The sequence below is a fragment of the Nocardiopsis trehalosi NBRC 14201 genome, assembly GCF_001552555.1.
GTDB classification, from domain to species: Bacteria; Actinomycetota; Actinomycetes; order Streptosporangiales; family Streptosporangiaceae; genus Nocardiopsis_B; species Nocardiopsis_B trehalosi.
Map to the genome: position 1 here is coordinate 42958 of NZ_BCRK01000005.1, position 24170 is coordinate 67127.

Below are 24170 nucleotides of genomic sequence, written 5' to 3' on the forward strand. Positions count from 1 at the left end.
GCGGTTCGGGGGCGTGCGCGCGAGGAGGGCGGCCGGTCCTGGACGGGACGGCGGACCGGGGGCCGAGGCTCCCGGGTCCGGCCCTACCGAAGCGGTCCCGCCCCGTGCGGGGCCGGGTGGGACGCCCCTCGGGGCGGCCGGGCGAACGAGGAACCCCCCGAGCCGAAAGATGGCAAGGTAAGGGGAGGGGCGGCCCCGCTCTCGGGGCCCCGGCAGCAGAGTCCGTAGTTTCGCCGCTTGAGTGTCCGGAAAGGAGCAGGCGCGGCGCCGCAGCCCGTACGGGATGCGCGCGGCGCCGGATACACCCATGAAGGGACGCGTACTGGTCGTCGACGACGACCTCGCTCTCGCCGAGATGTTGGGCATCGTCCTGCGGGGCGAGGGCTTCGAGCCCTCGTTCGTCCACGACGGTGACAAAGCCCTCGAGGCGTTCCGCGAGACCAAACCCGACCTCGTCCTGCTGGACCTCATGCTGCCCGGAGCCGACGGCATCGACGTCTGCCGGCAGATCCGCGCGGAGTCCGGGGTGCCGATCGTCATGCTCACCGCCAAGAGCGACACCGTCGACGTCGTCCTCGGCCTGGAGTCCGGCGCCGACGACTACATCGTCAAGCCGTTCAAGCCCAAGGAGCTGGTGGCCCGCGTCCGCGTGCGGCTGCGCCGCACCGAGGAGCCCGCCCCCGAGGTGCTGCAGATCGGCGACATCACCATCGACGTCGCCGGGCACTCCGTGCGCCGCGACGGCGAGCCCATCAGCCTGACCCCGCTGGAGTTCGACCTGCTGGTCGCCCTGGCCCGCAAGCCGCGCCAGGTCTTCACCCGCGAGGTGCTGCTGGAGCAGGTCTGGGGCTACCGGCACGCCGCCGACACCCGCCTGGTCAACGTGCACGTGCAGCGGCTCCGGGCCAAGATCGAGAAGGACCCCGAGCACCCCGAGGTCGTCGTGACCGTGCGGGGTGTCGGGTACAAGGCCGGCACCGCCTGATCGCGCGGAGGCGGCGGTGACCGGAGTCGGCACGGCGGCGCAGGCGGCGCACCCTCCCGAGGGCGAGGGCGCCGCCTCGACGCGTTGGCAGCGGGCGGTCGGCCTGCTGCTGGCCGGCTACCTCGCGGCCCAGCGCGCCGCCCGCGGCCTGGTGCGCGGCGTCCACACGCGCTGGCGCCGGTCGCTCCAGCTGCGCGTGGTCGCCTCCACCCTGCTCATCTCCGCGCTCGTCACCACCGTGCTCGGGTTCTTCCTGGTCCAGCAGGTCCTCACCGGTCTGCTGGAGGCCAAGCGCACCGCCGCGCTCAACGACCACAAGGCCGGCCTGACCGCCGCGATCAACGCCCTCCAGGACAGCGAGCAGTCGACCGACCCCGACGCCCGCCTCGCCCAGATCACCGAGGAGCTGAGCAACAGCAGCGGCACCACCGGCCTCTACGAGGTGGTCATCCTGCCCGACGTCGGCGGGCTCAGCGGCTACGCCACCGTCGACGAGGCCAGCGTGCCCCGGCGGCTCCGCGACGACGTGGGGCAGAGCCTGGAGCTGGAGCAGCAGTACGTCACCTACACCGAGATCATCCGCGGCGACACCCGCGAACCCGGGCTGGCGGTGGGCGCCCGCATGTCGCACGCCTACGAGCTGTACTACCTGTTCCCCCTGGACCACGAGCAGCAGATGCTCGACCTGGTGCAGAACACGGTCTTCTTCGTCGGGTCCGCGCTGATCCTGCTGCTGGCCGGCACCGCCTACGTCGTCACCCGCCAGGTCGTCAACCCCGTCCGGCTCGCCGCCGGGTCGGCGGAGCGGCTGGCGGCCGGCGACCTCACCGAGCGGATGAAGGTGCGCGGCGAGGACGACCTCGCCCGGCTCGCCATGTCCTTCAACGACATGGCCGGCAACCTCCAGGAGAAGATCCACGAACTGGAGGAGCTGTCCAAGGTGCAGCGCCAGTTCGTCTCCGACGTCTCCCACGAGCTGCGCACCCCGCTCACCACCATCCGCATGGCCGGCGACCTGCTCTACGAGGACCGCGACGAGCTGGACCCCACCATGGGCCGGTCGGTGGAGCTGCTGCAGAGCCAGCTGGAGCGGTTCGAGGAGCTGCTCGCCGACCTGCTGGAGATCAGCCGGCACGACGCCGGCGCCGCCACCCTCGCGCTGGAGTCCGGCGACATCCGCGACGCCGTCATGCGGGCGGTCGGCGACGCCGAGCAGATCGCCGAGCGGCGCGGCATCAAGGTGGTGCTCCGGCTGCCCGCCGACCCCTGCCTGGCCGAGTTCGACGCCCGCCGCATCAACCGCATCCTGCGCAACCTCGTCGTCAACGCCATCGAGCACAGCGAGGGCAAGGACGTCATCGTCACCGCGGCGGGCGACCGCGACGCGGTCGCCGTCGCCGTCCGCGACTTCGGCGTCGGCCTCAAGGAGGGCGAGGAGCACCTCTGCTTCGACCGGTTCTGGCGGGCCGACCCCGCCCGGGCCCGCACCACCGGCGGCACCGGCCTGGGCCTGTCCATCGCCAAGGAGGACGCGCTGCTGCACGGCGGCTGGCTCCAGGCGTGGGGGATGCCCGGCAAGGGCTCCCAGTTCCGGCTGTCGCTGCCCCGCTCGGCGGGCCGGGAGCTGCGCGGGTCGCCGCTGCCGCTCGCCCCGCCGGAGATGGCCATCGGGCGGCCCCGGCCCGGGTTCGCCGCCGTGCTCGACCCCGCCCGCAGCGGCGGCACCGCGACCACTACCGGGGAGGCACCGTGACCGGGGGACGCACCGGGGACCGCACGCGCCGGACGCGGGCCCGCGCGGCCGCGCCCGTCGCCGCGCTGCTCGCCGCGACGCTGTCGGCGTGCGCGACCGTGCCCAGCGGCGGCGCCGTCACACAGGGGTCGGGCAGCGGCGACACCGGCGACCCCAACGGCAGCTACGTGCGCATGCTGCCCGCCGGGCCGCAGCCCGGTGTGGGCGAGGAGGGCCTGGTCCGCGGCTTCCTCAAGGGCATGGGCAGCTTCGAGGACGACCACGGCACCGCCCGCGAGTACCTGGTGCCGGACCGGCAGGCCGACTGGGAGCCCGACGGGCGCGTCCTGGTCTACGAGAACCTCGACGCGGTCGCCGTCGACGCCGAACCCGGCGACGACGGCACCACCGCCACCGTGCGCATGCGCAGCACCCGGGTGGCCACCATCGACGCCGACGGCCAGTACCTGCCGTCCGACCCCGGCGAGATGATCGACATCTCTTTCGAGCTGGTGCGCGCCGCCGACGGCGAGTGGCGCATCAGCGAGCTGCCCGACCAGCTCATCCTCAGCCGCCGCGACGTCGACCTCGCCTACCGGCCGCTCAACCTGTACTTCTTCAACCGCGACCGCGGCAGCCTGGTCCCCGACCCGGTCTTCCTGCCCGTGTCGGGCGACGACCTCGCCGACCGGCTCGTCACCATGCTCACCTCCGGGCCGACCGACTGGCTGGCCCCGGCCGTCGACACCGCCTTCGGCGCCGACGCGCGCGCCGACGTCGCGGTCGAGTCCGGGCGGGTCACCGTCGACCTCAGCGGGGTGCCCGGCGGGGCCGAGGCGCGCTACGGCATGTCCGCCCAGCTGGTGTGGACGCTGCGGCAGCTCCCCGAGGTCGAGGAGCTGGTCCTGCTCATCGACGGCGAGGAGGTCGACGCGCCCGGCGGCGGCGAGGACCTGCTGACCGCGGGCGGCTGGGACGCCGTCAACCCCTCCGGCGCCGCAGGCGACCTGAGCGCCTACTTCGTCCGCGACTCCCAGGTGTGGTCGCTCGACCCCGGCCGGCAGGACAGCCGGCCGCAGGAGACCCGGGTCGAGGGCGCGCCCGGGGTGGGCGACACCCCGCTGGAGGCGCACGCCGTCTCGCTCGACGAGGAGCGGGTCGCCGGAATCCGCGCGGGCGGCGGCGAGGTCGTCGTGGCCCGCGCCGAGGACGGCAGCGCCTACACCGCCGTGCTCAGCGGGGGCGACTACGCGGCGCTGTCCTGGGACGCCTACGGCAACCTGTGGGTGGCCGAGGACGTCGGCGCGGACGCCCCCGCCGCCGAGGAGGCCGAGGACGCCGAGTCCGCCGACGACGACACCGAGCGCGGCAGCGACCCGGAGCCCGGCGGTGACCGGGAGGACGCCGAGCGCGTCGGGACCCGCCTGTGGCTGGTCCGCAACGGGGCCGAACCCGTCGAGGTGGCGGCCCCCGAACTGGCCGAGCGCCGGGTCGCCGGGCTGCGCATGTCGCGCGACGGCACGCGCCTGGCCGCGGTGGTCGAGGACCCCGAGCAGGAGGAGGACGCCGACGGCCGGCTGTACGTCGGCCGGGTCGTGTTCTCCGACGGCGGCGTGTCCGCCTCGGGGCTGCTGCCGCTGGCCCGCGAGCTGAGCGACGTCTCCGACGTCGCGTGGCGCGGCGGCGACCAGCTCGTCGTCCTGGGCCGCAAGGAGGGCGGCGCCGACCAGGGCTTCCTGGTGTCGCTGGACGGCAGCACCGAGACCAGCAGTGCGGGCGCCCCGTCGGGGGCCGACATGGTCGGCGTCAGCGCCGCCCCCGGCCGCCCGCTGCTCTCCTCCTCCGAGGACGACCAGATCTGGATGACCAACGACCGCATCAGCTGGCAGCGGGCCGGCGACGGCACCAACCCCGTCTACCCGGGCTGACCCGCCGCCGGGCCGCCGTCCACAGGCGCGCGGTTCCCGTGGCGCGACCGCCCCTCGCGCGGGTTGCCTGGAAGTAGGGGTTCCCCCCGGCACCACGGCCCCGTCCGCCACCGCCGCGGGGCGCGCCTCCGCACGCCCGGAACCGCCCCGCGTCGATGGCCGGGCGGAGGTTCTCCACAGGTGCGGGATCGCGGTGGCGGGGCGGCGGGGCCGCGGGCCAGGCTGGCGGGGTGTCCGCGACGACCGTGTCCACCGCCCTGTCCGCCCTCACCGGTCTGCTCCTGGGCGAGCGCTGCGCCGGCTGCGCCCGCCCCGGGCCCCTGCTCTGCCCGCCGTGCGCGGCCGCGCTGCGGTCGCCCCCGCGCCGGTGCCGGGGCCGGCCGGGGTGCCCGCCGGTGTGGGCGGCCGGGCCCTACGCCGACCCTCACCGGGCGGTGCTCCTGGAGTTCAAGGAGCGCCGGGCGCGGGCCCTCGCCGCCCCGCTCGGGGCCCGGCTGGCGCGGGCGGTCGCCGCCGCCCACGGCGGGCGCGGCGCCCCCGTGCTGGTCCCCGTCCCGGCGCGCCCCGGGGCGCGCCGGCGGCGCGGCTACGACCCCGTGCTGCTGCTCGCCCGCGCCGCGGCCCGCCACCACGGCGGCCGCCGCCCGGCACGCGTGGCCCCGGTGCTGCGGCACCGGCGCCACGTCGCCGACCAGGTCGGGCTCGACCGGCCCGGGCGCCGGGCCAACCTCGCCGGGGCGCTGGAGGCGCGGCCGGACCCGCCGCCGCGGGCGGGCCCGGTGGTGGTCGTCGACGACGTCGTGACTAGCGGCGCCACGCTCGCCGAGGCCGCCCGGGCGCTGCGCGCGGCCGGGTGGCCGGTGGCCGGCGCCGCCGTGGTGGCCGATCGCGGGTAACCTCGATCCCAGGCCGGGGGTGCCCCCGATGGCGGCCGGACCGTCAAGAAGTCTTTACCACACGGTCCGGTTTCTTCCTCCTTCGGCGATTTATGGGGGCGACCGAGCGCTTTTCCCGCGATGCCGGCCGATGCCCCACCTGACATCGGCGGCATCTCGGGTTAGCGTTCAGGACATGGCACCCGTCCGGGTCCGTGGTTGCGCCGGAGGCGGCGCCCCCCTCGCGGGGGCGCGAGTCCGGCAAGCCGATGCCAGCCGCAGGCGAAACGGCCCACGTAAGGCGACTTTTCGTCGACCGATCACGGTGCGGCTTAGAGGTAAGTCCTGCCCCGCAGAGGGTCCGGATGTCCCTCGGTCACGGGAGAAGGGCAGTAGTCGCACCAAAGCGCGGCGAGACCCTCAGCAGGCGGATGTGGGGACGAAGACCAGGTCGGCCGGGCGGGTGACATGTCCACGGCGAGCCGGCCGGAGCGCGCAGTGCGCCCCGGCCGCGCCCCGTCCCCTCCGCGCGCGCCCCGTCCCGCGCCGCCGTCCGCCGCGCCGTCCCGCGCCGCAGGGGTGAGCCAAGATCTCGTGGGTATACGCACTGCCAAACCGCACCGCCGCTCCCGGCGGTGGAAGGGAGGCACGGTCCGAACCCAACCCGCGCACCAGCCAATTCACGGCAGCGATACAGCCGGCCGCCGCCCCGGCGGCCACGCGTTGAAGGGGGTCTTGTGGACATCATCGTCAAGGGTCGACGCACGGGGGTCAGCGACAAGTTCCGGCAGCACGTCGAGAACAAGCTGACCAAGCTCGCCAAGTGGGAGAAGAAGGGCATGAGCGTCGATGTGGAGGTGTCCCGGGAACGCAACCCGCGGCTCGCGGACGTGTGCGAGCGCGTCGAGCTGACCATCCACTCCAGCGGGCCCGTGGTCCGCTCCGAGGCGTCCGCCGACGACCGCTACGCCGCCCTCGACCTCGCCCTCGTCCGCATCGAGGCGCGGCTGCGCAAGGCCGCCGACCGGCGCAAGGTCCACAAGGGCACCCGCGCCCCCGTGTCGGTGGCCGCCGCCACCGCCGACCTCGCGGTCGACGGCGCGGGCACCGGCCTGGGCGCGGTGGCGCCGCCCCCCGCTCCGCCCGGCGACACGGCCGCGGCCCCGGCCGAGGAGTTCGACGGCGCCGCCGTCGACGACCAGTTCGCCGACGGCGTGGTCGAACTCGCCACCCAGGGCGAGGCCCCGCTGATCGTCCGCGAGAAGTTCCACTCCGCCAAGCCCATGACCATCGACCAGGCGCTCATGGAGATGGAGCTGGTCGGACACGACTTCTACCTGTTCCACGACGAGGAGCGCGACGCCCCCAGCGTGGTCTACCGCCGCAAGGCCTTCGACTACGGTGTGCTCCGCCTGGTCGACTGACCGGGCCGCACATGACGGGTGCCGCGACCGATCCGGTCGCGGCACCCGTCATGTGCGGCCGGGCTCGCCCGGCGGTCACGCCGTGCGGCGCTGCCCGCCGTCGCGGTTCTTGATGCGGTGCAGCGGGGTGTCGTGCCGCTCCTCCTGGCCGTGGTGCGGGTCGTCCAGGACCACGTCGCTGAAGATGTCGGTGGTGAAGCACAGGACGGCGCCGATCGCCATGAGCACCACGCCCGCCCCGAGCACCCACCACGACGGGCCGAGCACCAGCGACAGCCCGCCCAGCGCGAACCCCACCACCAGGAACGCCACGGCCACCCAGGACGCCGCGCGCCCGCGGTGGCTGTTGGTGGGCGCCCACCGGCCGCCCTCGCCCTGGTAGCCGCGGATGTACTCGTCGCGGTCCTCGTTGCTGTTGTCCGCGCGCTCGGTGGCGCCGCGTTCCTTCTCGGCCATGGTCGGCTCCCCCTGTGTCAGGTGGTCTGTCAGGTGGTCGATTTCCTGCCTCTCCTCCCGGATTACCCGAGGGCATCGGCTTGAATCAGCGCGCGCCGCCGTCCACAGGCCGGTCGCGGGGGAGGCGCGGCGGGTCACCGAGGCAATAGGCTCGCCTAGGATGGAACGCTGGGGGTCAAGGATCATCCGTCCCGCCTCCGGACGCGGGCCCAGTACTGCGAGGAGCGCATAGGAAGTGCCAGGCATACTCGACAAGGTCCTCCGTGCAGGCGAAGGCAAGATCCTGCGCAGGCTCAAGCGGCTCAAGGACCAGATCAACTCGATCGAGGACGACTACGTCGACCTCTCCGACGCCGAGCTGCGCGCACTCACCGACGAGTACCGCCAGCGCCACACGGACGGCGAGTCCCTGGACGACCTGCTGCCCGAGGCCTTCGCCACGGTGCGCGAGGCCGCCAAGCGCACCCTCGGCCAGCGGCACTTCGACGTCCAGCTCATGGGCGGCGCCGCGCTGCACCTGGGCAACATCGCCGAGATGAAGACCGGTGAGGGCAAGACCCTCACCGCCACCCTCGCGGTGTACCTCAACGCCCTCGCGGGCAAGGGCGTCCACGTCATCACCGTGAACGACTACCTCGCCAAGCGCGACGCCGAGAACATGGGGCGCATCTACCAGTTCCTCGGCATGGAGGTCGGCGTCATCTCGCCCGACATGTCGCGCTCCGCGCGCCGGGCCGCCTACCTCGCCGACATCACGCACGGCACCAACAACGAGTTCGGCTTCGACTACCTGCGCGACAACATGGCGCAGTCGCTGGCCGACACCGTGCAGCGCGGCCACACCTTCGCCATCGTCGACGAGGTCGACTCCATCCTCATCGACGAGGCCCGCACGCCGCTGATCATCAGCGGCCCTGCCGAGCAGAACTCCCGCTGGTACGCCGAGTTCGCCAAGATCGCCCCGCGCCTGCGCCGCGACGTCGACTACGAGGTCGAGGAGAAGAACCGCACGGTCGGCATCACCGAGAGCGGCGTCGCCAAGGTCGAGGACTGGCTGGGCATCGACAACCTCTACGAGGCCGTCAACACCCCGCTGATCAGCTTCCTGAACAACTCGCTCAAGGCCAAGGAGCTGTACCGGCGCGACAAGGAGTACATCGTCAAGGACGGTGAGGTCCTCATCGTCGACGAGTTCACCGGGCGCGTGCTGAAGGGCCGCCGCTACAACGAGGGCATGCACCAGGCCATCGAGGCCAAGGAGAAGGTGCGGATCAAGGACGAGAACCAGACGCTCGCCAAGGTCACCCTGCAGAACTACTTCCGCATGTACGACAAGCTGGCGGGCATGACCGGTACGGCCTCCACCGAGGCCGCCGAGTTCCACCAGACCTACGGCATCGGCGTGGTCCCCATCCCCACGAACAAGCCGATGGTGCGCGACGACGCCAAGGACATCGTCTACAAGGGCGAGGACGCCAAGTTCGAGGCGGTCGTCGACGACATCGCCGAGCGCAACGCCGAGGGCCAGCCGGTCCTGGTGGGCACCACCAGCGTCGAGAAGTCCGAGCTGCTGTCGAAGATGCTCAAGCGGCGCGGCATCGACCACGAGGTGCTGAACGCGAAGAACCACGCCCGCGAGGCCGCGATCATCGCGCGCGCCGGCAAGCTGGGCGCGGTCACGGTGGCCACCAACATGGCCGGCCGCGGTACCGACATCATGCTCGGCGGCAACCCCGACGTCATGGCCGACGAGGAGCTGCAGGCCCGCGGCCTGACCCCGCTGGAGACCCCCGAGGAGTACGAGGCCGCCTGGCCCGAGGCGCTCGAAAAGGCCCGCAAGGAGGTCGAGAGCGAGCACGAGCAGGTGGTCGAGGCCGGCGGCCTGTACGTGCTGGGCACCGAGCGCCACGAGTCCCGCCGCATCGACAACCAGCTCCGCGGCCGCTCCGGCCGCCAGGGCGACCCCGGCGTGTCGCGGTTCTACCTCTCCCTCGAGGACGACCTGATGCGGCTGTTCAACAGCGCCCGGGTCGAGATGATCTACGACCGGCTGAACATCCCCGACGACCAGCCCATCGAGTCCGGGGTGGTCAGCAAGGCCATCCAGTCGGCGCAGGGCCAGGTCGAGCAGCAGAACTTCGAGATCCGCAAGAACGTCTTGAAGTACGACGAGGTCCTCAACCGGCAGCGCAAGGTCATCTACGCCGAGCGCCGCAAGGTTCTTGAGGGCGAGGACCTGCGCGAGCAGGTCACCGCCATGATCGACGACGTCCTCGACGGCTACGTCCGGCAGGCCACGGCCGAGGGCGACGCCACCGACTGGGACCTCGAGAAGCTGTGGCGGGCGTTCAAGCAGGCGTACCCGATCGGGTTCACGGCCGACCAGCTGATCGACGACATCGGCGGCGACCTCGGTTCGCTCACCCCCGAGATCCTCTCCCAGCACGTGCGCGAGGACGCCGAGGGCGCCTATGAGCGCCGCGAGGCCGAGTTCGGCCCCGACGCCATGCGCGAGATCGAGCGCCAGGTCATCCTGCGGATCATGGACCGCAAGTGGCGCGAGCACCTGTACGAGATGGACTACCTCCAGCAGGGCATCGGCCTGCGGGCCATGGCGCAGCGCAACCCGCTGATCGAGTATCAGCGCGAGGGCTTCGACATGTTCCAGGAGATGCTCGAAGGCATCAAGGAGGAGTCGGTCGCCTTCCTGTTCAACGGCGAGTTCCAGGTGCGCCGCCCGGCCGAGCAGAACCTGACCCCGGCCGGTGCCGCGGCCACGGCCGCCACCGTCGCCGCCGTGCCCGCCGAGGACCAGGCCGCCGAGGACCAGGTTGCCGAGGACGAGGGCGCCGAGCCCGACACCGAGGCCCCGGCCGAGGAGGTCGTGGTGGCGGGCCTGGGCGCCGACACCACCCCCGACCGGCTGCAGTTCTCCGGGCCGAGCGAAGGCGGCGGCGTCGAGAAGCACACCGAGGCCGCCGACGACCCCTACGCGGGCGCGGCGCGCAACGCCCCGTGCCCCTGCGGCTCGGGCAAGAAGTTCAAGAAGTGCCACGGCGACCCCAAGGCCAAGGTCTAGCCACCGGCGCACCGCTCCGGCGGCCGCGGTCCCGCTCCGGCGGGCCGCGGCCGTCCGCGTCTCCGGCCCCTCCGGGGCACACCCCCTCGGCCGACCGGGCGTGCCCGCGCCCCGGGTGCGCCGCCGTCCGCACGGCGGCGCGGTCCCCGCGCGCCGGTGTCCGCCCATAGGGAGCGCCGACCGGGCCCCGGTCGGCGCGCGGCCCCGCTGCGGCCGGCCGCCCCGTACACGCGGACGGCCCCGCCCCCGACGGTTCGGGGGCGGGGCCGCGGCGCGCCGGACGGTCAGGAGGCCGGCGGCGGGGTGCCCTTGCCGGGGGAGTCGGGGCGGTCGGCGGCGGGCGCCGTGCCCCCACCAGTGCCGGTCGCCGGGTCGGCCGCGGCGTCGGCCGCCGCGTCGGCGTCGACGGCCACCGACGCCTTCTCCTCGACCGGTTCGCGGCCGGGCGTGGGCAGGTTGAGCTTCTTGATGAGGAACGTGAAGATCGCGTAGTACAGGACGAAGTAGACGAGCCCCAGGCCGATGATGAGCGGCAGCCCGGTCGTGTTCGACTTGAACGCGTTGATCAGCAGGTCGATGAGCCCGGCGGAGAACCCGAAGCCGAGGTGCGCGTCGAACGCGTTGAGCAGCGCGTGCGAGACGCCGGTCAGCACCACATGTACCGCGAACAGCACCGGCGCGATGAAGATGAACGCGAACTCGATCGGCTCGGTGATGCCGGTGACGAACGCCGTCAGCGCCGCCGAGATCATGATGCCGCCGACCGCCGCCCGCTGGCTGGGGTGCGCGGCGCGCCACATGGCGAGGGCGGCGCCGGGCAGGCCGAACATCAGCACCGGGAAGAACCCGGACAGGAAGCCGCCCGCCGTCGGGTCGCCCGCCAGGTAGCGGCTGATCTCACCGTTGAACACGTCGCCGGTGGCCGGGTCGGTGTAGCTGCCGAACACGAACCAGACGACCGAGTTGACGACGTGGTGCAGGCCGAACGGCAGCAGCAGCCGGTTGACCACGCCGTACACGCCGGCGCCGACCGCGCCGGAGCCGACGATCCAGTCGCCGAGCCCGTTGATCCAGCCGCCCACAGTAGGCCACACGAACCCGAACACCACCGCCAGCACCAGCCCGGCGAGGGCGGTGACGATCGGCACGAACCTGCGGCCGCCGAAGAAGCCGAGCCAGGTCGGCAGCTTGATCCGGTAGTAGCGCTGCCACAGCAGCGCGGCCACGATGCCGATGATGATGCCGCCGAGCACGTCCACGGGGTTCTTCGCGCCCCAGTTGACGACCTCCTCGCCCGCGGCGTTGTACGTGGTCACGGCCGTGCCGAGTTCGCCGCCGCGGTCGAAGAACAGGTACTTGGTGACGCGGTCGAACACGGCGTAGCCGACGACCGCGGCCAGCGCCGTGGAGCCGTCGGCCTTGCGGGCGAACCCGATGGCGACGCCGACCGCGAACAGCAGCGGGAGCATCTGGAACAGCGCGTCGCCCGCCGTGCCGATGACGCCGGCGACGGGCACCATCCAGCCCAGGCCCGCGACGTCGGCCAGACCGCCGGGTTCGGCCCCGTTGGAGCCGAGCATGTCGCCCTGGCCGAGCCGGAGCAGGATCGCCGCCGCGGGCAGGACCGCGATGGGCATCATCAGGCTGCGCCCGATGCGCTGCAGGACGGCGAGGACGCCGGACATGGCGCCCGATCCGGATCTCTTGCCGGTGGACGTGGACGAGGTGGTCACCGCGGGCCTCCCAGGTGGTGCGGTTGCGGGGGATGGTGGTGCGGGCCGGCGCCCCTGGGACGCACGGGGCGGTCAGGAGCCGGCCGTGCGGCGCGGGTCAAGGCGCGAGTGGAGCTGGTAGCGGTCGGCGCGGTAGAGCGAGCGCGCCAGTTCGACGCATCTGCCCTTGGCGAAGCTGCGGCGCTGCATCGACAGCACCGGGCTGCCCAGCGGCAGACCGAGGAGCTTGGCGTCGGCGGGGTCGCAGACGCCGGCCTCGATGGTCTGCTCCCCGGAGTCGAGGATGATCCCGAACTCCTCCTCCAGGATCGAGTACAGGGAGCGTCCGGACAAGGAGAAGGTGTCGAGGTGCGGCGCGATCGAGACCGGGATGCTGGACCGCTCGACCGCCATGGGCTCGCCGTCGGCGGTGCGCAGCCGCTCGATCTGGTGCACCGGGGTGCCCTGCGGGATGCCCATCATCCGCGCGGTGCCGCCGCTGGCCGGGCCGATGCGCCGGGACAGGTCGCGGGAGCCGGGCGTGAAGCCCCGGGCGCGCATGTCCTCGGTGAACGAGGCGAGGGCCAGCGCCATCTCGATCTTGGGGCGGGCGACGAAGGTGCCCTTGCCGGGGACGCGGTAGAGCTTGCCCTCGGCCACGAGGAGGTCGATGGTCTGCCGGACGGTCATCCGGGAGAGGCCGTAGCGGACGCCCAGTTCGCGTTCGGAGGGCACGAGGGCGTCCACGGACAGCCCGGCCTCGACGATCCAGTCGAGCAGGAGGTCCCGGAGCTGCGCGTACTTCGGGACGGGGCTCGTCGGGTCGATCGCCATGTCGGTGCGCGCCTGTTCGGTCGTCGGACATTCTGATATGACTGGTATAGGCCGGACTAGACCACAGGACGCCGCGGCGTGTCAACACACCGGGCGCCCGACCGCGTGGATCACCCCGTTCGTGCTTGTCCGTGCAGTTCAGGGCCTTCGCGCGAGGCGACCAGACCGAGGGGAAGAGACCACCACATGACCACCACGAGTGTGATGCGCGCGGAGATCGCGGAGCAGCCGGCCGCCCTGCGCGCCACCCTGGACGCGCTCCTGCCGCTCACCGACGACATCGCCGCCCTCGGCCGGGAGACCCGCCAGGTGCTCTTCATCGCCCGCGGCTCCTCCGACAACGCCGCGGTCTACGGCGGCTACCTGCTCCAGGCGCACAGCGGGCGCCTGGCCACCCTGGCGTCCCCCTCCATCGCCACCACCTACGGCGCCCGGATCGACCTGTCCGACGTGCTCGCGGTCGCCATCTCCCAGTCCGGGAAGACCGAGGAGATCGTGGACACCATGCGGTGGGCCGCCGACTGCGGCGCCCGCACCGTCGCCGTCACCAACGGCGAGGGCTCCCCGCTGGCCGAGTCCGCCGACGTCGCCCTCGTCACCCGGGCCGGCACCGAACTCGCCGTCCCCGCCACCAAGACCTACACCACCCAGCTCGCCGCCCTCGCCGTGCTCGCCCTCGGCCTCGGCGCCGGCCTCGACCGCGGCGAGCTGCTGGGCGCGCCCGACGCCATCGAGGCGGCTCTGGCCCAGTCCGACGACCGGCTCGACGCCATCGTGGACCGCCTCGTGGGCGTCCAGGGCGCGGTGGTGTCCGGGCGCGGCATGGCGTTCTCCACCGCCCTGGAGGCCGCCCTCAAGCTCAAGGAGGCGTGCTACCTGCACGCCATGGGCCTGTCCTACGCCGACCTGCTGCACGGCCCCATCGCCGTGGTCGACTCCGGGACCCCCGCCATCCTCGTCGCCGCCAACAACGGGCCGACCCTGCCCGGCACGGTCGCGCTCGCCGAGCGCGTCGCCGCCGCCGGCGCCCCCGTCTACGCCATCGGCGGCGGCGACGCCCTGGCCGACGCCTGCGACCTGTCGGTCCCGGCGCCCGACGTGCCCGAGTGGCTGGCCCCGATCAACCTCATCGTGCCGGCCCAGATCCTCACCGAGAAGCTCGCCCGGCGCCTGGGCTACGACCCCGACGCGCCCCGCGGCCTGGGCAAGGTCACCCAGACGTCCTAACGGTGTCGCCTCCAGGACACCTAAGCTCTCCTTGACACCCACGTTCGCATTCCCCGGGCGCGGCCGCCCGGTCGGCCACCGCGCGGGCCGCCCGGCCGCCGCGCCCGATACCTGGAGGCAGACATGGCCGACAAGGCAGCCGCGATCGTCGCCGGACTCGGCGGCGCCGGCAACATCGAGGACATCGAGGCGTGCATCACCCGGCTGCGCACCGAGGTCGGCGACCCCGGCAAGGTGGACGAGGCCGCGCTGAAGGCCGCGGGCGCCCACGGCGTCCTGGTCTCCGGATCGATCGTGCAGGTCGTCGTCGGCCCCGAGGCCGACGCGCTGACCGACGACATCAACGACCTGCTCGACCGCGACTGACCACCGACCACGGGCGCGGCCCCCGCCGGGCCGCGCCCACCCAGGAAGGATGTGCCGCGTGCTCCCCGTGCTCTCGCCCGTCCCCGGCACCGCCGTGGCCATGACCGGGGTCCCCGACCCCGTGTTCGCCCAGGGCATGGTCGGGCCCGGGGCCGCCGTCGAGCCCGACCGCGCCCCGCAGGACGCCCTGGCGCCCATCACCGGGCGCATCCTCAAACTGCACCCGCACGCGTTCGTCGTCGTCTCGACCGAGGGCCGCGGCGTCCTCGTCCACCTCGGCATCGACACCGTCACGCTCGGCGGCGCCGGGTTCGACCTGCTCGCCGCCGAGGGCGACCAGGTCGAGGCCGGCACCCCCGTCATCCGGTGGAACCCGGCCGACGTCGCCGCCGGCGGCCGCGCCCCGATCGTGCCCGTCGTCGCCCTCGACGCCGCCCCCGACGCGGTCGCCGATCCCGCCGCCGGGGAAGTCGCGGCGGGTGACCGGTTGTTCTCCTGGGCGTGACAGAGACCGACATGAACGACGCGACCCCGCCCCGTGCCGCCCTGTTCGACCTCGACGGGACCCTGATCAACAGCGAGCCCCGCTCCCTGGCCACCTGGGCCCGGCTGCTCGACGCCCACAACGTGCCCTACGACGAGGCGACCCTGCACCGGTTCATGGGCCGGCGCGGCGCCGACGTCCTCTCCGAGGACCCGGCGCTGTTCCCCGGCGTGACCTGGGACGTGCTGCTGGCCGAACTCCAGCAGATCGGTTCGAGCCCCGACCTGCCCCCCGTCCGCGACCTGCCCGAGTCCGTGGCGTTCGTCCGCCGCCTGCACGCCGAGGGGGTGCCGTTCGCCCTGGTCACCTCGGCCGGGCGCGACTGGGCCGAACTCGCGCTGGAGCGCCTCGGCGTGGCCGAGCTGTTCAAGGGCCTGGTGACGGCCGCCGACGTCGCCGTCGGCAAGCCCGACCCGCGCGGCTACCTCATGGGCGCCGACATCCTCGGCTACGCGCCCGAGCACATCGCGGTCTTCGAGGACACCCCCGCCGGCATCCAGGCGGGAAAGACAGCCGGGATGCGTGTCGTCGGTATCACCACCACCCACGACCGCACCAAGCTGGGCGAGGCCGACCTGGTGGTGGACCACCTGACCGAGGTCGACTGGCCCCGCCTTACCGTCCGAACAAGCTGACCCCCCAACCAGAGGAAGAGGAGCCACCAGTGGCAGAACGCCGCGTCACAGTGGAATCCGAGGTGGGCCTGCACGCCCGCCCGGCCGCGCTGTTCGTGGAGGCCGCGTCGAAGGCGGCCGGCACGGTGACCGTCGCCAAGGGCGACGGCACCCCGGTCCCGGCCAAGAGCATCCTGGCCGTCATGGGCCTGGACGTGCGCAACGGCGACGAGATCGTCATCAACGTCGACGGGGACGACGCCGAGGCGGTCCTCGACCGGCTGGCCGAGATCGCGAACGCCGGATAGTGGGGGACAGCAGCATGGTGGACAAGCTCAGCGGCGTCGGCGTCAGCTCCGGGGTCGGTTACGGCCCCGCACTCCGGCTCACCCGCGACGTGCCCGCACCGCCCGCCGACGACCGGCACGGCGGCGACGCCGAGGCCGAGTACCGGCGGGCCGCGGCGGCCATGGAGGACACCGCCCAGGACCTCACCGCACGCGGCGAGCGCGCCGGCGGGCAGGCCCAGGAGGTCCTCGCCGCCCAGGCGCTCATGGCCCGCGACCCGGCCCTGGCCGACGACATCCGCAAGCGCGTCGGCGAGGGCGCCTCGGCGGCCCGCGCCGTGTCCGAGGCCATGGCGGTCTACCGGCAGATGCTGGCCGGCGCCGGCGACTACCTCGCCGCCCGGGTCGCCGACCTCGACGACGTCCGCGACCGCATCGTCGCCCGGCTCCTCGGCGTCCCGGTGCCCGGCATCCCCGAGTCGGCCGAGCCCTACGTGCTCGTCGCCGCCGACCTCGCGCCCGCCGACACCGCGGTGCTCGACCCCGACCTGGTCGTCGCGTTCATCACCCGCGAGGGCGGCCCCACCAGCCACACCGCCATCCTCGCCCGCTCCCTGGGCCTGCCCGCCGTGGTCGCCTGCGCCGACGCCGACACCATCACCGACGGCACCCCGCTGCTGGTCGACGGCGCCACCGGCCGGGTGCTGCGCGACCCCGACCCCGACACGGTCGCCACCGCGCGCGCCACCGCCGACGCCCGCGCGGCCGCCGCGGCCGGCACCAGCGGCCCCGGCCGCACCGCCGACGGCCACCCGGTGCCGCTGCTCGCCAACATCGGCGGCCCCGCCGACCTGCCCGCGGCGCTGGCCAACGGCGCCGAGGGCGTGGGGCTGTACCGCACCGAGTTCCTGTTCCTGGACCGGGCCGACGCGCCCACCCACGAGGAGCAGGTCGCCGCCTACCGCGAGGTCCTGGCGGCGTTCCCCGGCGGCAAGGTCGTCGTCCGCACCCTCGACTCCGGGGCCGACAAGCCCCTCGCGTTCCTGCCCCCGCCCGCCCCCGAGCCCAACCCGGCCCTGGGCGAGCGCGGGCTGCGGATGATGCGCCGGTTCCCCGCCACCCTGGAGGCCCAGCTCACCGCGCTCGCCGAGGCCGCCGCCGGCACCGAGGCCGACCTCCAGGTCATGGCGCCCATGGTCACCGACGTCGAGGACGTCGAGTGGTTCGCCGCCGCAGCGGGCAAGGCCGGCATCGAGAACGCGGGCATCATGATCGAGGTCCCGGCGGCCGCGCTGCGCGCCCGCCACCTCGCCGAGTCGGCCGACTTCTTCAGCATCGGCACCAACGACCTCACCCAGTACACCTGCGCGGCCGACCGCGAGATCGGCGGCCTGGGCCGCTTCCAGGACCCCTGGCAGCCCGGTGTCCTGGAGCTGGTGGCCGCGACCGCCACCGCCGCCGAGGCCGCCGGCCGGCCGTGCGGGGTGTGCGGCGAGGCCGCCGCCGACCCCGTCCTGGCCTGCGTCCTCACCGGCCTGGGCGTGACCAGCCTGTCCATGGGGGCCGCGGCGCTGCCGCTGGTGCGCGCCGCGCTGGCGCGCAGCACGCGGGAGCAGTGCCGGCAGGCCGCCGCGGCGGCCCTCGCCGCCCGCGGTACCGACGAGGCCAAGCGGCTCGCCCGCGAACGCCTCGACGGCCTGGCCGACCTGGGGCTCTGACCCCGCACCGCCCCGACCGGGGGCGCACCGCCGCGGCGGTGCGCCCCCGCTCGCGTCCGCCGCTATCGTGGGCGGCGCGCGGGCCCCGCACCGCCCGCCCGCACCCGCCACCACCACCGCCGTCGTTCGGAACCTCCATGCGCCTCCGCCGCCTCACCGCCCTCCTCGCGACCGGCCTGCTCCTGGCCGGGACCGCCTGCACCAGTGGGGGAGGGGAGCCGGCGGCGACGCCCTCCCCCGAGCCGAGCCCGTCCGCCGAGCCGGACCGCACGGCCGAGGCCGAGGAGCTGATGGCGGACATGAGCACCGAGGAGAAGGTGGGGCAGCTCTTCGTCCTCCAGGCCGACGGCACCACCGCCGCCGAGAACGCCGCCACCATCGCCGACCTGCACCCCGGCGGGTTCATCTACTTCCCGCAGAACCTCACCGGCGCCGAGCAGATCGCCGACCTGTCCAACGGGCTCCAGGACCTCGCCGCCGACAGCGGCGCCGGAATCCCCCTGTTCCTCGGCATCGACCAGGAGCACGGCATGGTCGCCCGGCTCCCCGTCGGCGCCCGGTTCCCCGACGCCATGGCCGTCGGCGCCACCGGCGACACCGAGATGGCCGCCACCCTCGCCCGCACCACCGCCGCCGACCTCACCGCGCTCGGCGTCAACCTCGACTACGCGCCCGACGCCGACGTCAACGCCGACCCCGCCAACCCGGTCATCGGCATCCGCTCGTTCGGCTCCGACCCCGAACTGGTCGGCGACCTCGCCCTGGCCGAGGCCGCCGCGTTCGCCGAGGGCGGCGTGGTGCCCGCCGTCAAGCACTTCCCCGGGCACGGCGACACCGCCACCGACAGCCACACCGGCCTGCCCGTGGTCGACAAGACCCGCGCGGAGTGGGAGCGGGAGGACCTGCCGCCGTTCCGGCGGGCGATCGCGGCCGACGTCGACATGATCATGACCGGGCACCTGCTGTTCCCCGCCCTGGACGACTCCGGCGAGCCCGCCACCCTCTCGCCGGCCGTGGTCGACGGGGTCCTGCGCGGCGAACTCGGCTACGACGGCGTGGTCACCACCGACGCCCTCAACATGGAGGGCGTCCGCCAGACGCACGGCGACGGCGAGGTCGCCGTCCGGGCGGTCCTCGCCGGGATCGACCAGCTCCTCATGCCGCCCGACGGCGCCGCGGCGGTGCGGGCGGTCCGCGACGCGGTGGCCGACGGCACCATCAGCGAGGAGCGGCTCGACGACTCGGTCCGCCGGGTGCTGGAGCTCAAGCTGCGCCGGGGCCTGTTCGACGCCGACCCGGTCGACGCCGGCGCCGCCGCGGCGGCGGTCGGCTCCGACGAGCACCAGGCCGCCGCCCAGCGGGTCGCCGACGCGTCCGTGACCCTGCTGCGCGACGAGGGCGGCGTGCTGCCCCTGGACGGCGGCGCGACCGTGCACGTCGCCGGCGAGGGCGCCGACACCATCGCGGCCGAGCTGGAGCGCCTGGGCCACCCGGTGGCCGGCGCCGCCGCCGAGGCCGACGTCGCCGTGGTGGGCACCGACGGCGGCGGCGACACCGCGGGCGCGGTGGCCGCCGCCCGCTCGGCGGGCGTCCCGGTGGTCGTGGTCGGCCAGGGCACGCCCTACGAGGTCGCCGACCTCGGCGCGGCGGACGCCTACCTCGCGGTGTACTCGGCCATGGAGGTCTCGCGCACGGCCGCGGCCCGCGCCATCGCGGGCGAGACGCCCCCGACCGGCCGCCTCCCGGTCGCCATCCCCGCCGCCGACCTGCCCGCCGGCGCCGGCCTGGAGTACTGAGGCCGAGCCCGCCCCGCCGCGCCGGGATCAGCCCTCGGCGACCGCCCCCGTACCGGCGGCCGGGTCGGCCCCGCCGCCGATGGCGGCCTTCCACGGACCGTCGGCGACCAGCCACTCGGGGACCAGCCGCACCGGGAACGACTCCTCGGTCTCCAGGACGTCCGTGCCGTAGACCTGGCCGGCCTCGCGGTAGGCGCCACCGTCGAGGCGGAGGACGGAGACCGCCGGCTTCTCCAGCGACGGGTTGACGATCCAGTACGACGCGATGCCGAACCGGGCGTACTCGTCCCGCTTCCGCTGCATGTCGCGGAAGATGCTCTCGGGCGAGAGGACCTCGACCACCAGCACGGGCGGCCGGGTCTGGTACGGCAAGGTGAACTCCGCGGTGCGGATGACGGCGAGATCGGGCACCCGGTGCGAGGTCCGGGCGTCGTTCAGGGTGACGCCGGGACCGGCGTGCACCTCGAAGACCTCGTCGGGGGCCGCGTTGGTGAGCAGCCAGCCGAGACGGTGCTCGGCGCGCGTGTGGAGCCCGGTCGGCGCCGCGGACACCTCAAGCCTCCCATCGGCCAGCTCGTACCTCCGGCCGTCGTCGGGTGTGCGCGCCAGGTCGTCCACGGTCAGTCGCGGGGCCAGGGGCGGTTCGCAGTCGCGTGACACCATAACGAGCATTCTGCCTCCTCAGGGTCATGGCGGCCAGCCTGGCGTGACCCTCCGTCACTTCGAACGCGCTTTCGGTGAAGCGCGGAGGGTCCGTGGTCGCGGCTCCCTCGCGTCGCAGGTCGGAGGGGGTGCCGGGGACGAAAGCCGCGGGGGGACCTGGAATACCAGATCGCCCCGCGGCGCCCTCGGGTCGGTCGTGGGCGGTCAGGTGTGGCGGGCGATCTCGCGGCGGGCGATGGAGCGCAGGTGGACCTCGTCGGGGCCGTCGAAGATGCGCATGGCGCGGGCGTGCGCGTACATCCGGGCGAGGGGGACGTCGCCGCTGACGCCGGCGCCGCCGTGCACCTGGATGGCGCGGTCGATGACCTCCACCGCCGCGCGCGGGGCGGCCACCTTGATGGCGGCGATCTCGGTGCGGGCCTCGCGGGTGCCGTGGTTGTCGATCAGCCACGCCGTCTTCAGCACCAGCAGCCGGGCCTGCTCGATGGCCAGGCGGGACTCGGCGATCTGCTGGCGCACCACCCCCTGGTCGGAGAGCGGGCGGCCGAACGCCACCCGGGAGGCGGCGCGGCGCACCATCAGCTCCAGCGCCCGCTCGGCCACGCCCAGGACGCGCATGCAGTGGTGCACCCGGCCGGGGCCGAGCCGGGCCTGCGCGATGCGGAACCCGTCGCCCTCGCCCGCGATGAGGTTGGCGGCGGGCACCCGGACGTCGGTGAACGTGATCTCGCAGTGGCCCTCCTGGTCCTGGTAGCCGAACACCGGGAGGGAGCGCAGGACCTCCACCCCCGGGGTGTCGCGCGGCACCAGGATCATCGACTGCTGCCGGTGGGTCGGCCCGTCGGGGTCGGTCTTGCCCATGACGATGAACACCTCGCAGCGGGGGTCGGCGGCCCCGCTGATCCACCACTTGCGCCCGTTGATGACGTAGGAGTCGCCGTCGCGGGTGATGGAGGTGGCGATGTTGGTGGCGTCGGAGGAGGCGACGTCCGGCTCGGTCATGGCGAACGCCGAGCGGATGCGGCCGTCCAGCAGCGGTTCCAGCCAGCGCTCGCGCTGCTCCGGGGTGCCGAACATGTGCAGCACCTCCATGTTCCCGGTGTCGGGGGCCGAGCAGTTGAGGGCCTGGGGGGCGAGGTGGGAGCGGCCGGTGACCTCGGCCAGGCTGGCGTAGTCGAGCACGCTGAGGCCGCCCACATCGGGGAGGAAGAGGTTCCACAGGCCGCGGCGGCGCGCCTCGGCCTTGAGGTCCTCCAGGACGGGCGGCGGGGTGTGGTCGTCGGGGCCGGCCTCCTCGCGCCACCGCTCGTAGACGGGCTCCGCCGGGTAGACGTGCGCGTCCATGAACTCGTGCAGGTCGGCCAGGTAGGTCGCGGCCGTGGGGCTGAGAGCGAAGTCCATGCCCCGAGTATGCCATCCGACCGACCGGTCGGTCCGTGGCGGGTGGCCGGGTCCCGAGGGTTGGCGCGGCTCCGGCGCGGGAAGGTACCCGCCCCGGCCCGCGCCCGAGCGCGGGCCGAGGTCAGCGCAGTTCGACGGCGACGGAGGCGATCGCATGGCCGGCACCTGCCGCGGGATCATCACGGACTGGGGCGGGGTGCTCACCGCGCCGCTGCCCGACACCATCGGCGCCTGGCTGGCGGCCGAGCGCATCGACGAGGACCACTACCGCACCGTCATGCGCTCCTGGGTCGGCGGCGCCTACGGCGGCAACGGGGGACCCGGCGCGCCCGGCAACCCCATCCACGCCCTGGAGCGGGGCGAGGTCGCCACCGAGGAGTTCGAGCGGGTGCTCGCCGCCGCGCTCCGCCTGGTCGACGGCGGACCGGTCACCGCCGAAGGCCTGATCACCCGGATGTTCGCCGGCTTCACCCCGGTCGAGGAGATGTACGCGGTCCTGCGCCGCGCCCGCGACCACGGCATGCGCACCTGCCTGCTCTCCAACTCCTGGGGCAACGTCTACCCGCGCGAGCTGTTCGACGCCACGTTCGACGCCGTCGTGATCTCCGGCGAGGTCGGCATGCGCAAGCCCGAGCCGGAGATCTTCCGGCACGCCTGCGACGCCGCCGGGCTGGCCCCCGCCGAGTGCGTGTTCATCGACGACATCGAGCACAACGTCGCGGCCGCCGTCGAGGTCGGTATGACCGGCATCCTGCACCGCGACCCCGACGAGACCCGCGCCCGCCTGGCCGAGACCTGCGGCGTCCCGCTCGACCCGCTGCCGGGCTGACGCCGGGTCGGCGCGCGCCGCCGGGCCGGCGGCTGGCACACTTCGGCGTGGAGCGACCACCCACCGGCCCGAACAGGCGAGTCCACGATGCGCATCTTCCTGCCCAGCACCTTCCCCGCCCTGGCGGCCGTCCTCGCCGAGGGCGAGCTCGGCGGCGCCCCGCTCACCGGCTTCGCCGCGGCGGCCCCGGGCGGCGCCGCCGCCGACGACGAGGAACTGGAGTACCTGGCCCTGAGCGCGGCCGCCGACGCGTCGCTGCGCCTGCTGGCCGCCGACCCCGCCGCGCCGCGCCGCCGGGCGGTCGTCGCCGCCGACGTGCCCGACACCGCCCTGGCGCCCGCCGGACCCGCCGAGGACGGCGGCGCGGTGCCGGTGGAGGTCCGGGGCACCGTCCCCCTGAAGCGGATCGCGGCCGTGCACGTCGACGAGGAGGCCGCGGCCGGCGACGTCGCGGCGGCGGCGTCCGGCGCCGACCCCGGCGCCGCCGACGACCGCGAACTCCTCTGGTACGCCACCCAGGAGCTGCGCTACCTGCTGGCCTGAACCGGCCCCTCGGGGGCGCGGGGCGGACGCGGCGGTGTGCGGCCCCGCGCGGTGCGGCAAGATATAGGGCGAACGCCCGCACATCACTCGCTCAAGGAGCCTCCCATCAGCAGGCTGGTGTTGTGGAATATCGACCACACCCTCGTCGACGTCGCCCAGGTGACCCGCGCCGCCTACGCCGAGGCCTTCGAGAAGGTCACCGGTGAGCCGCTGGTCTACCTGGCGTCCACCGGCGGGCGGACCGACTCCGAGGTCTTCTTCGAGTTCCTGGCGCGCAACGACACCGCGCTCGCGCCGGACGAGGAGCCGCTGCCCGACTTCCTGGAGGCCCTGGCCGAGGCGTTCGCGCGCCGCCGCGACCAGCTGGCCGCGCGCGGCCGGGCGCTGCCCGGCGCGGCCGAGGCCCTCGCGGCGGTCGCGGGCCTGCCCGACACCGTGCAGACCGTGGTCACCGGCACGATCATGCCGAACGCCATGGCCAAGCTCGCCGCGTTCGGCCTCGACCGCCACCTGGACCTGAGCATCGGCGGCTTCGGCTCCGAGTACTACCCCAAGGCGAGCCTGATCCAGTTCACCCGGATGCGTGCCGCCGAGGCCCACCGCGCCGCGTTCCCGGAGTCGGCGACCGTCTACGTCACCGACTCCGTGCGCGACGTCGAGGCCGCCGTCATCGGCCACGCCACCCCGATCGCGGTGCTCAGCGGGTCGGCCACCGAGTCCCAGCTCCGCGCCGCCGGGGCCGCGCACGTCCTGCCCGACCTCACCGACGTCCGGGCCCTGCTCGCCGCCGTCGAGCACGCCACCGGCGGGCCGGCCCCCGCCGGCTGACCGCCGCGCCCCGGCGGCCCGATGGGGTCCGGCGACCCCGCCTCGGCCGGTCGCGTGGCCGGTGTCTGTCCGATACGTGGCTCAGAAGGGGACGAAGGGAACATTGCCCGGTCCGTCCCGCCCGCGTACGGTACGTGGGGACACCGCCCGGCCCGGCAATGCGCTGCAAACAGTCGAAACGCACTGTTAACAGCGTTGAACGCCGTGGCCTCGTGTGAAAAGCAGTAACCTGGGCACCGGCGGGACCGGACAACGTCGTCCGGTCGGTTCCCGCCATGACCTGTGCGCACAGGCCGCCCCACCGGCGGTGTCCGAGTCCGGCGCCGAGC

The 24170-nt window shown here is 74.2% G+C and carries 21 protein-coding genes; 16 read left to right on the forward strand and 5 right to left on the reverse strand.

Annotated features, from left to right (window positions below; genetic code table 11):
* Window positions 1–307 precede the first annotated feature (307 nt).
* From mtrA to hpf, 5 genes are all read left to right on the forward strand, one after another.
* Window positions 308–985 (forward strand): MtrAB system response regulator MtrA, encoded by a 678-nt coding sequence (gene mtrA, locus NT8_RS01870; protein ID WP_067963433.1) that lies wholly within the window; start codon window positions 308–310, stop codon window positions 983–985.
* A gap of 16 nt (window positions 986–1001) precedes the next feature.
* Window positions 1002–2738 carry an MtrAB system histidine kinase MtrB gene (gene mtrB / locus NT8_RS01875; protein WP_067963436.1) on the forward strand — a complete coding sequence of 579 codons (1737 nt, stop codon included), beginning with the start codon at window positions 1002–1004 and terminating at the stop codon, window positions 2736–2738.
* Window positions 2735–4645, forward strand: a complete 1911-nt coding sequence (locus tag NT8_RS01880; protein WP_067963439.1) for an LpqB family beta-propeller domain-containing protein — start codon at window positions 2735–2737, stop codon at window positions 4643–4645. The genes mtrB and NT8_RS01880 overlap by 4 nt, the downstream gene beginning before the upstream one ends.
* A 230-nt stretch (window positions 4646–4875) precedes the next feature.
* On the forward strand, window positions 4876–5541 hold the full coding sequence (locus NT8_RS01885) for a ComF family protein (RefSeq protein ID WP_067963442.1): 666 nt from the start codon (window positions 4876–4878) through the stop codon (window positions 5539–5541).
* A 716-nt stretch (window positions 5542–6257) separates the two neighbouring features.
* Entirely contained in the window at window positions 6258–6944 is a 687-nt protein-coding gene (gene hpf, locus NT8_RS01890; protein WP_067963447.1) for a ribosome hibernation-promoting factor, HPF/YfiA family, read from the forward strand.
* A 75-nt stretch (window positions 6945–7019) separates the two neighbouring features.
* Here the strand turns inward: hpf and NT8_RS01895 are convergent, their stop codons facing one another.
* Window positions 7020–7400 carry an MFS transporter gene (locus NT8_RS01895; protein WP_067963448.1) on the reverse strand — a complete coding sequence of 127 codons (381 nt, stop codon included), beginning with the start codon at window positions 7398–7400 and terminating at the stop codon, window positions 7020–7022.
* 235 nt (window positions 7401–7635) lie between these two features.
* On the opposite strand from NT8_RS01895, the gene secA reads away from it, so the two are divergent.
* The gene (gene secA, locus NT8_RS01900; protein ID WP_067963451.1) at window positions 7636–10479 is read left to right on the forward strand and encodes a preprotein translocase subunit SecA; all 2844 of its coding nucleotides are present in this window, start codon (window positions 7636–7638) and stop codon (window positions 10477–10479) included.
* A gap of 284 nt (window positions 10480–10763) precedes the next feature.
* Here the strand turns inward: secA and NT8_RS01905 are convergent, their stop codons facing one another.
* Complete coding sequence (locus NT8_RS01905; RefSeq protein WP_084468573.1) at window positions 10764–12164, reverse strand: PTS transporter subunit EIIC; 1401 nt, start codon at window positions 12162–12164, stop codon at window positions 10764–10766.
* 120 nt (window positions 12165–12284) lie between these two features.
* The gene (locus NT8_RS01910) at window positions 12285–13025 is read right to left on the reverse strand and encodes a GntR family transcriptional regulator (protein ID WP_067963456.1); all 741 of its coding nucleotides are present in this window, start codon (window positions 13023–13025) and stop codon (window positions 12285–12287) included.
* 204 nt (window positions 13026–13229) lie between these two features.
* On the opposite strand from NT8_RS01910, the gene NT8_RS01915 reads away from it, so the two are divergent.
* From NT8_RS01915 to NT8_RS01945, 7 genes are all read left to right on the forward strand, one after another.
* Window positions 13230–14252 (forward strand): SIS domain-containing protein, encoded by a 1023-nt coding sequence (locus tag NT8_RS01915; RefSeq protein ID WP_067963459.1) that lies wholly within the window; start codon window positions 13230–13232, stop codon window positions 14250–14252.
* Window positions 14253–14375: 123 nt separating this feature from the next.
* Window positions 14376–14618: a glucose PTS transporter subunit EIIB gene (locus NT8_RS01920; protein ID WP_067963461.1), complete on the forward strand. Its 243-nt coding sequence runs from the start codon at window positions 14376–14378 to the stop codon at window positions 14616–14618.
* A gap of 49 nt (window positions 14619–14667) precedes the next feature.
* Window positions 14668–15123: a PTS sugar transporter subunit IIA gene (locus tag NT8_RS01925; protein ID WP_067963464.1), complete on the forward strand. Its 456-nt coding sequence runs from the start codon at window positions 14668–14670 to the stop codon at window positions 15121–15123.
* Between the two features lie 11 nt (window positions 15124–15134).
* Complete coding sequence (locus tag NT8_RS01930; RefSeq protein ID WP_067963514.1) at window positions 15135–15797, forward strand: HAD family hydrolase; 663 nt, start codon at window positions 15135–15137, stop codon at window positions 15795–15797.
* Window positions 15798–15826: 29 nt separating this feature from the next.
* Entirely contained in the window at window positions 15827–16084 is a 258-nt protein-coding gene (locus tag NT8_RS01935) for an HPr family phosphocarrier protein (protein WP_067963466.1), read from the forward strand.
* Between the two features lie 14 nt (window positions 16085–16098).
* Window positions 16099–17781, forward strand: a complete 1683-nt coding sequence (ptsP, locus tag NT8_RS01940) for a phosphoenolpyruvate--protein phosphotransferase (RefSeq protein WP_067963517.1) — start codon at window positions 16099–16101, stop codon at window positions 17779–17781.
* Between the two features lie 137 nt (window positions 17782–17918).
* Entirely contained in the window at window positions 17919–19577 is a 1659-nt protein-coding gene (locus NT8_RS01945) for a glycoside hydrolase family 3 protein (protein ID WP_067963468.1), read from the forward strand.
* A gap of 27 nt (window positions 19578–19604) precedes the next feature.
* Here the strand turns inward: NT8_RS01945 and NT8_RS01950 are convergent, their stop codons facing one another.
* Window positions 19605–20249, reverse strand: coding sequence for a Uma2 family endonuclease (locus NT8_RS01950; protein WP_394326556.1), 645 nt, complete (start codon window positions 20247–20249; stop codon window positions 19605–19607).
* A 195-nt stretch (window positions 20250–20444) separates the two neighbouring features.
* Window positions 20445–21641 carry an acyl-CoA dehydrogenase family protein gene (locus NT8_RS01955; RefSeq protein WP_067963474.1) on the reverse strand — a complete coding sequence of 399 codons (1197 nt, stop codon included), beginning with the start codon at window positions 21639–21641 and terminating at the stop codon, window positions 20445–20447.
* Window positions 21642–21795: 154 nt separating this feature from the next.
* Between NT8_RS01955 and NT8_RS01960 the strand changes: the two genes are divergently transcribed.
* From NT8_RS01960 to NT8_RS01970, 3 genes are all read left to right on the forward strand, one after another.
* Entirely contained in the window at window positions 21796–22470 is a 675-nt protein-coding gene (locus tag NT8_RS01960) for an HAD family hydrolase (RefSeq protein WP_067963477.1), read from the forward strand.
* 87 nt (window positions 22471–22557) lie between these two features.
* Entirely contained in the window at window positions 22558–23013 is a 456-nt protein-coding gene (locus tag NT8_RS01965; RefSeq protein WP_067963480.1) for a DUF6912 family protein, read from the forward strand.
* A 120-nt stretch (window positions 23014–23133) separates the two neighbouring features.
* Window positions 23134–23841: an HAD family hydrolase gene (locus NT8_RS01970; protein WP_394326557.1), complete on the forward strand. Its 708-nt coding sequence runs from the start codon at window positions 23134–23136 to the stop codon at window positions 23839–23841.
* The last annotated feature ends 329 nt before the right edge of the window (window positions 23842–24170 follow it).

What these genes read in the sequence shown, in the direction of transcription:
- mtrA (WP_067963433.1), top strand. Translation starts at nt 308, where the DNA reads ATGAAGGGACGCGTACTGGTCGTCGACGACGACCTCGCTCTCGCCGAG.
- NT8_RS01895 (WP_067963448.1), bottom strand. Translation starts at nt 7,400, where the DNA reads ATGGCCGAGAAGGAACGCGGCGCCACCGAGCGCGCGGACAACAGCAAC.
- NT8_RS01905 (WP_084468573.1), bottom strand. Translation starts at nt 12,164, where the DNA reads ATGTCCGGCGTCCTCGCCGTCCTGCAGCGCATCGGGCGCAGCCTGATG.
- NT8_RS01910 (WP_067963456.1), bottom strand. Translation starts at nt 13,025, where the DNA reads ATGGCGATCGACCCGACGAGCCCCGTCCCGAAGTACGCGCAGCTCCGG.
- NT8_RS01915 (WP_067963459.1), top strand. Translation starts at nt 13,230, where the DNA reads ATGCGCGCGGAGATCGCGGAGCAGCCGGCCGCCCTGCGCGCCACCCTG.
- NT8_RS01920 (WP_067963461.1), top strand. Translation starts at nt 14,376, where the DNA reads ATGGCCGACAAGGCAGCCGCGATCGTCGCCGGACTCGGCGGCGCCGGC.
- NT8_RS01925 (WP_067963464.1), top strand. Translation starts at nt 14,668, where the DNA reads ATGTGCCGCGTGCTCCCCGTGCTCTCGCCCGTCCCCGGCACCGCCGTG.
- NT8_RS01930 (WP_067963514.1), top strand. Translation starts at nt 15,135, where the DNA reads ATGAACGACGCGACCCCGCCCCGTGCCGCCCTGTTCGACCTCGACGGG.
- ptsP (WP_067963517.1), top strand. Translation starts at nt 16,099, where the DNA reads ATGGTGGACAAGCTCAGCGGCGTCGGCGTCAGCTCCGGGGTCGGTTAC.
- NT8_RS01945 (WP_067963468.1), top strand. Translation starts at nt 17,919, where the DNA reads ATGCGCCTCCGCCGCCTCACCGCCCTCCTCGCGACCGGCCTGCTCCTG.
- NT8_RS01950 (WP_394326556.1), bottom strand. Translation starts at nt 20,249, where the DNA reads ATGCTCGTTATGGTGTCACGCGACTGCGAACCGCCCCTGGCCCCGCGA.
- NT8_RS01955 (WP_067963474.1), bottom strand. Translation starts at nt 21,641, where the DNA reads ATGGACTTCGCTCTCAGCCCCACGGCCGCGACCTACCTGGCCGACCTG.
- NT8_RS01960 (WP_067963477.1), top strand. Translation starts at nt 21,796, where the DNA reads ATGGCCGGCACCTGCCGCGGGATCATCACGGACTGGGGCGGGGTGCTC.
- NT8_RS01965 (WP_067963480.1), top strand. Translation starts at nt 22,558, where the DNA reads ATGCGCATCTTCCTGCCCAGCACCTTCCCCGCCCTGGCGGCCGTCCTC.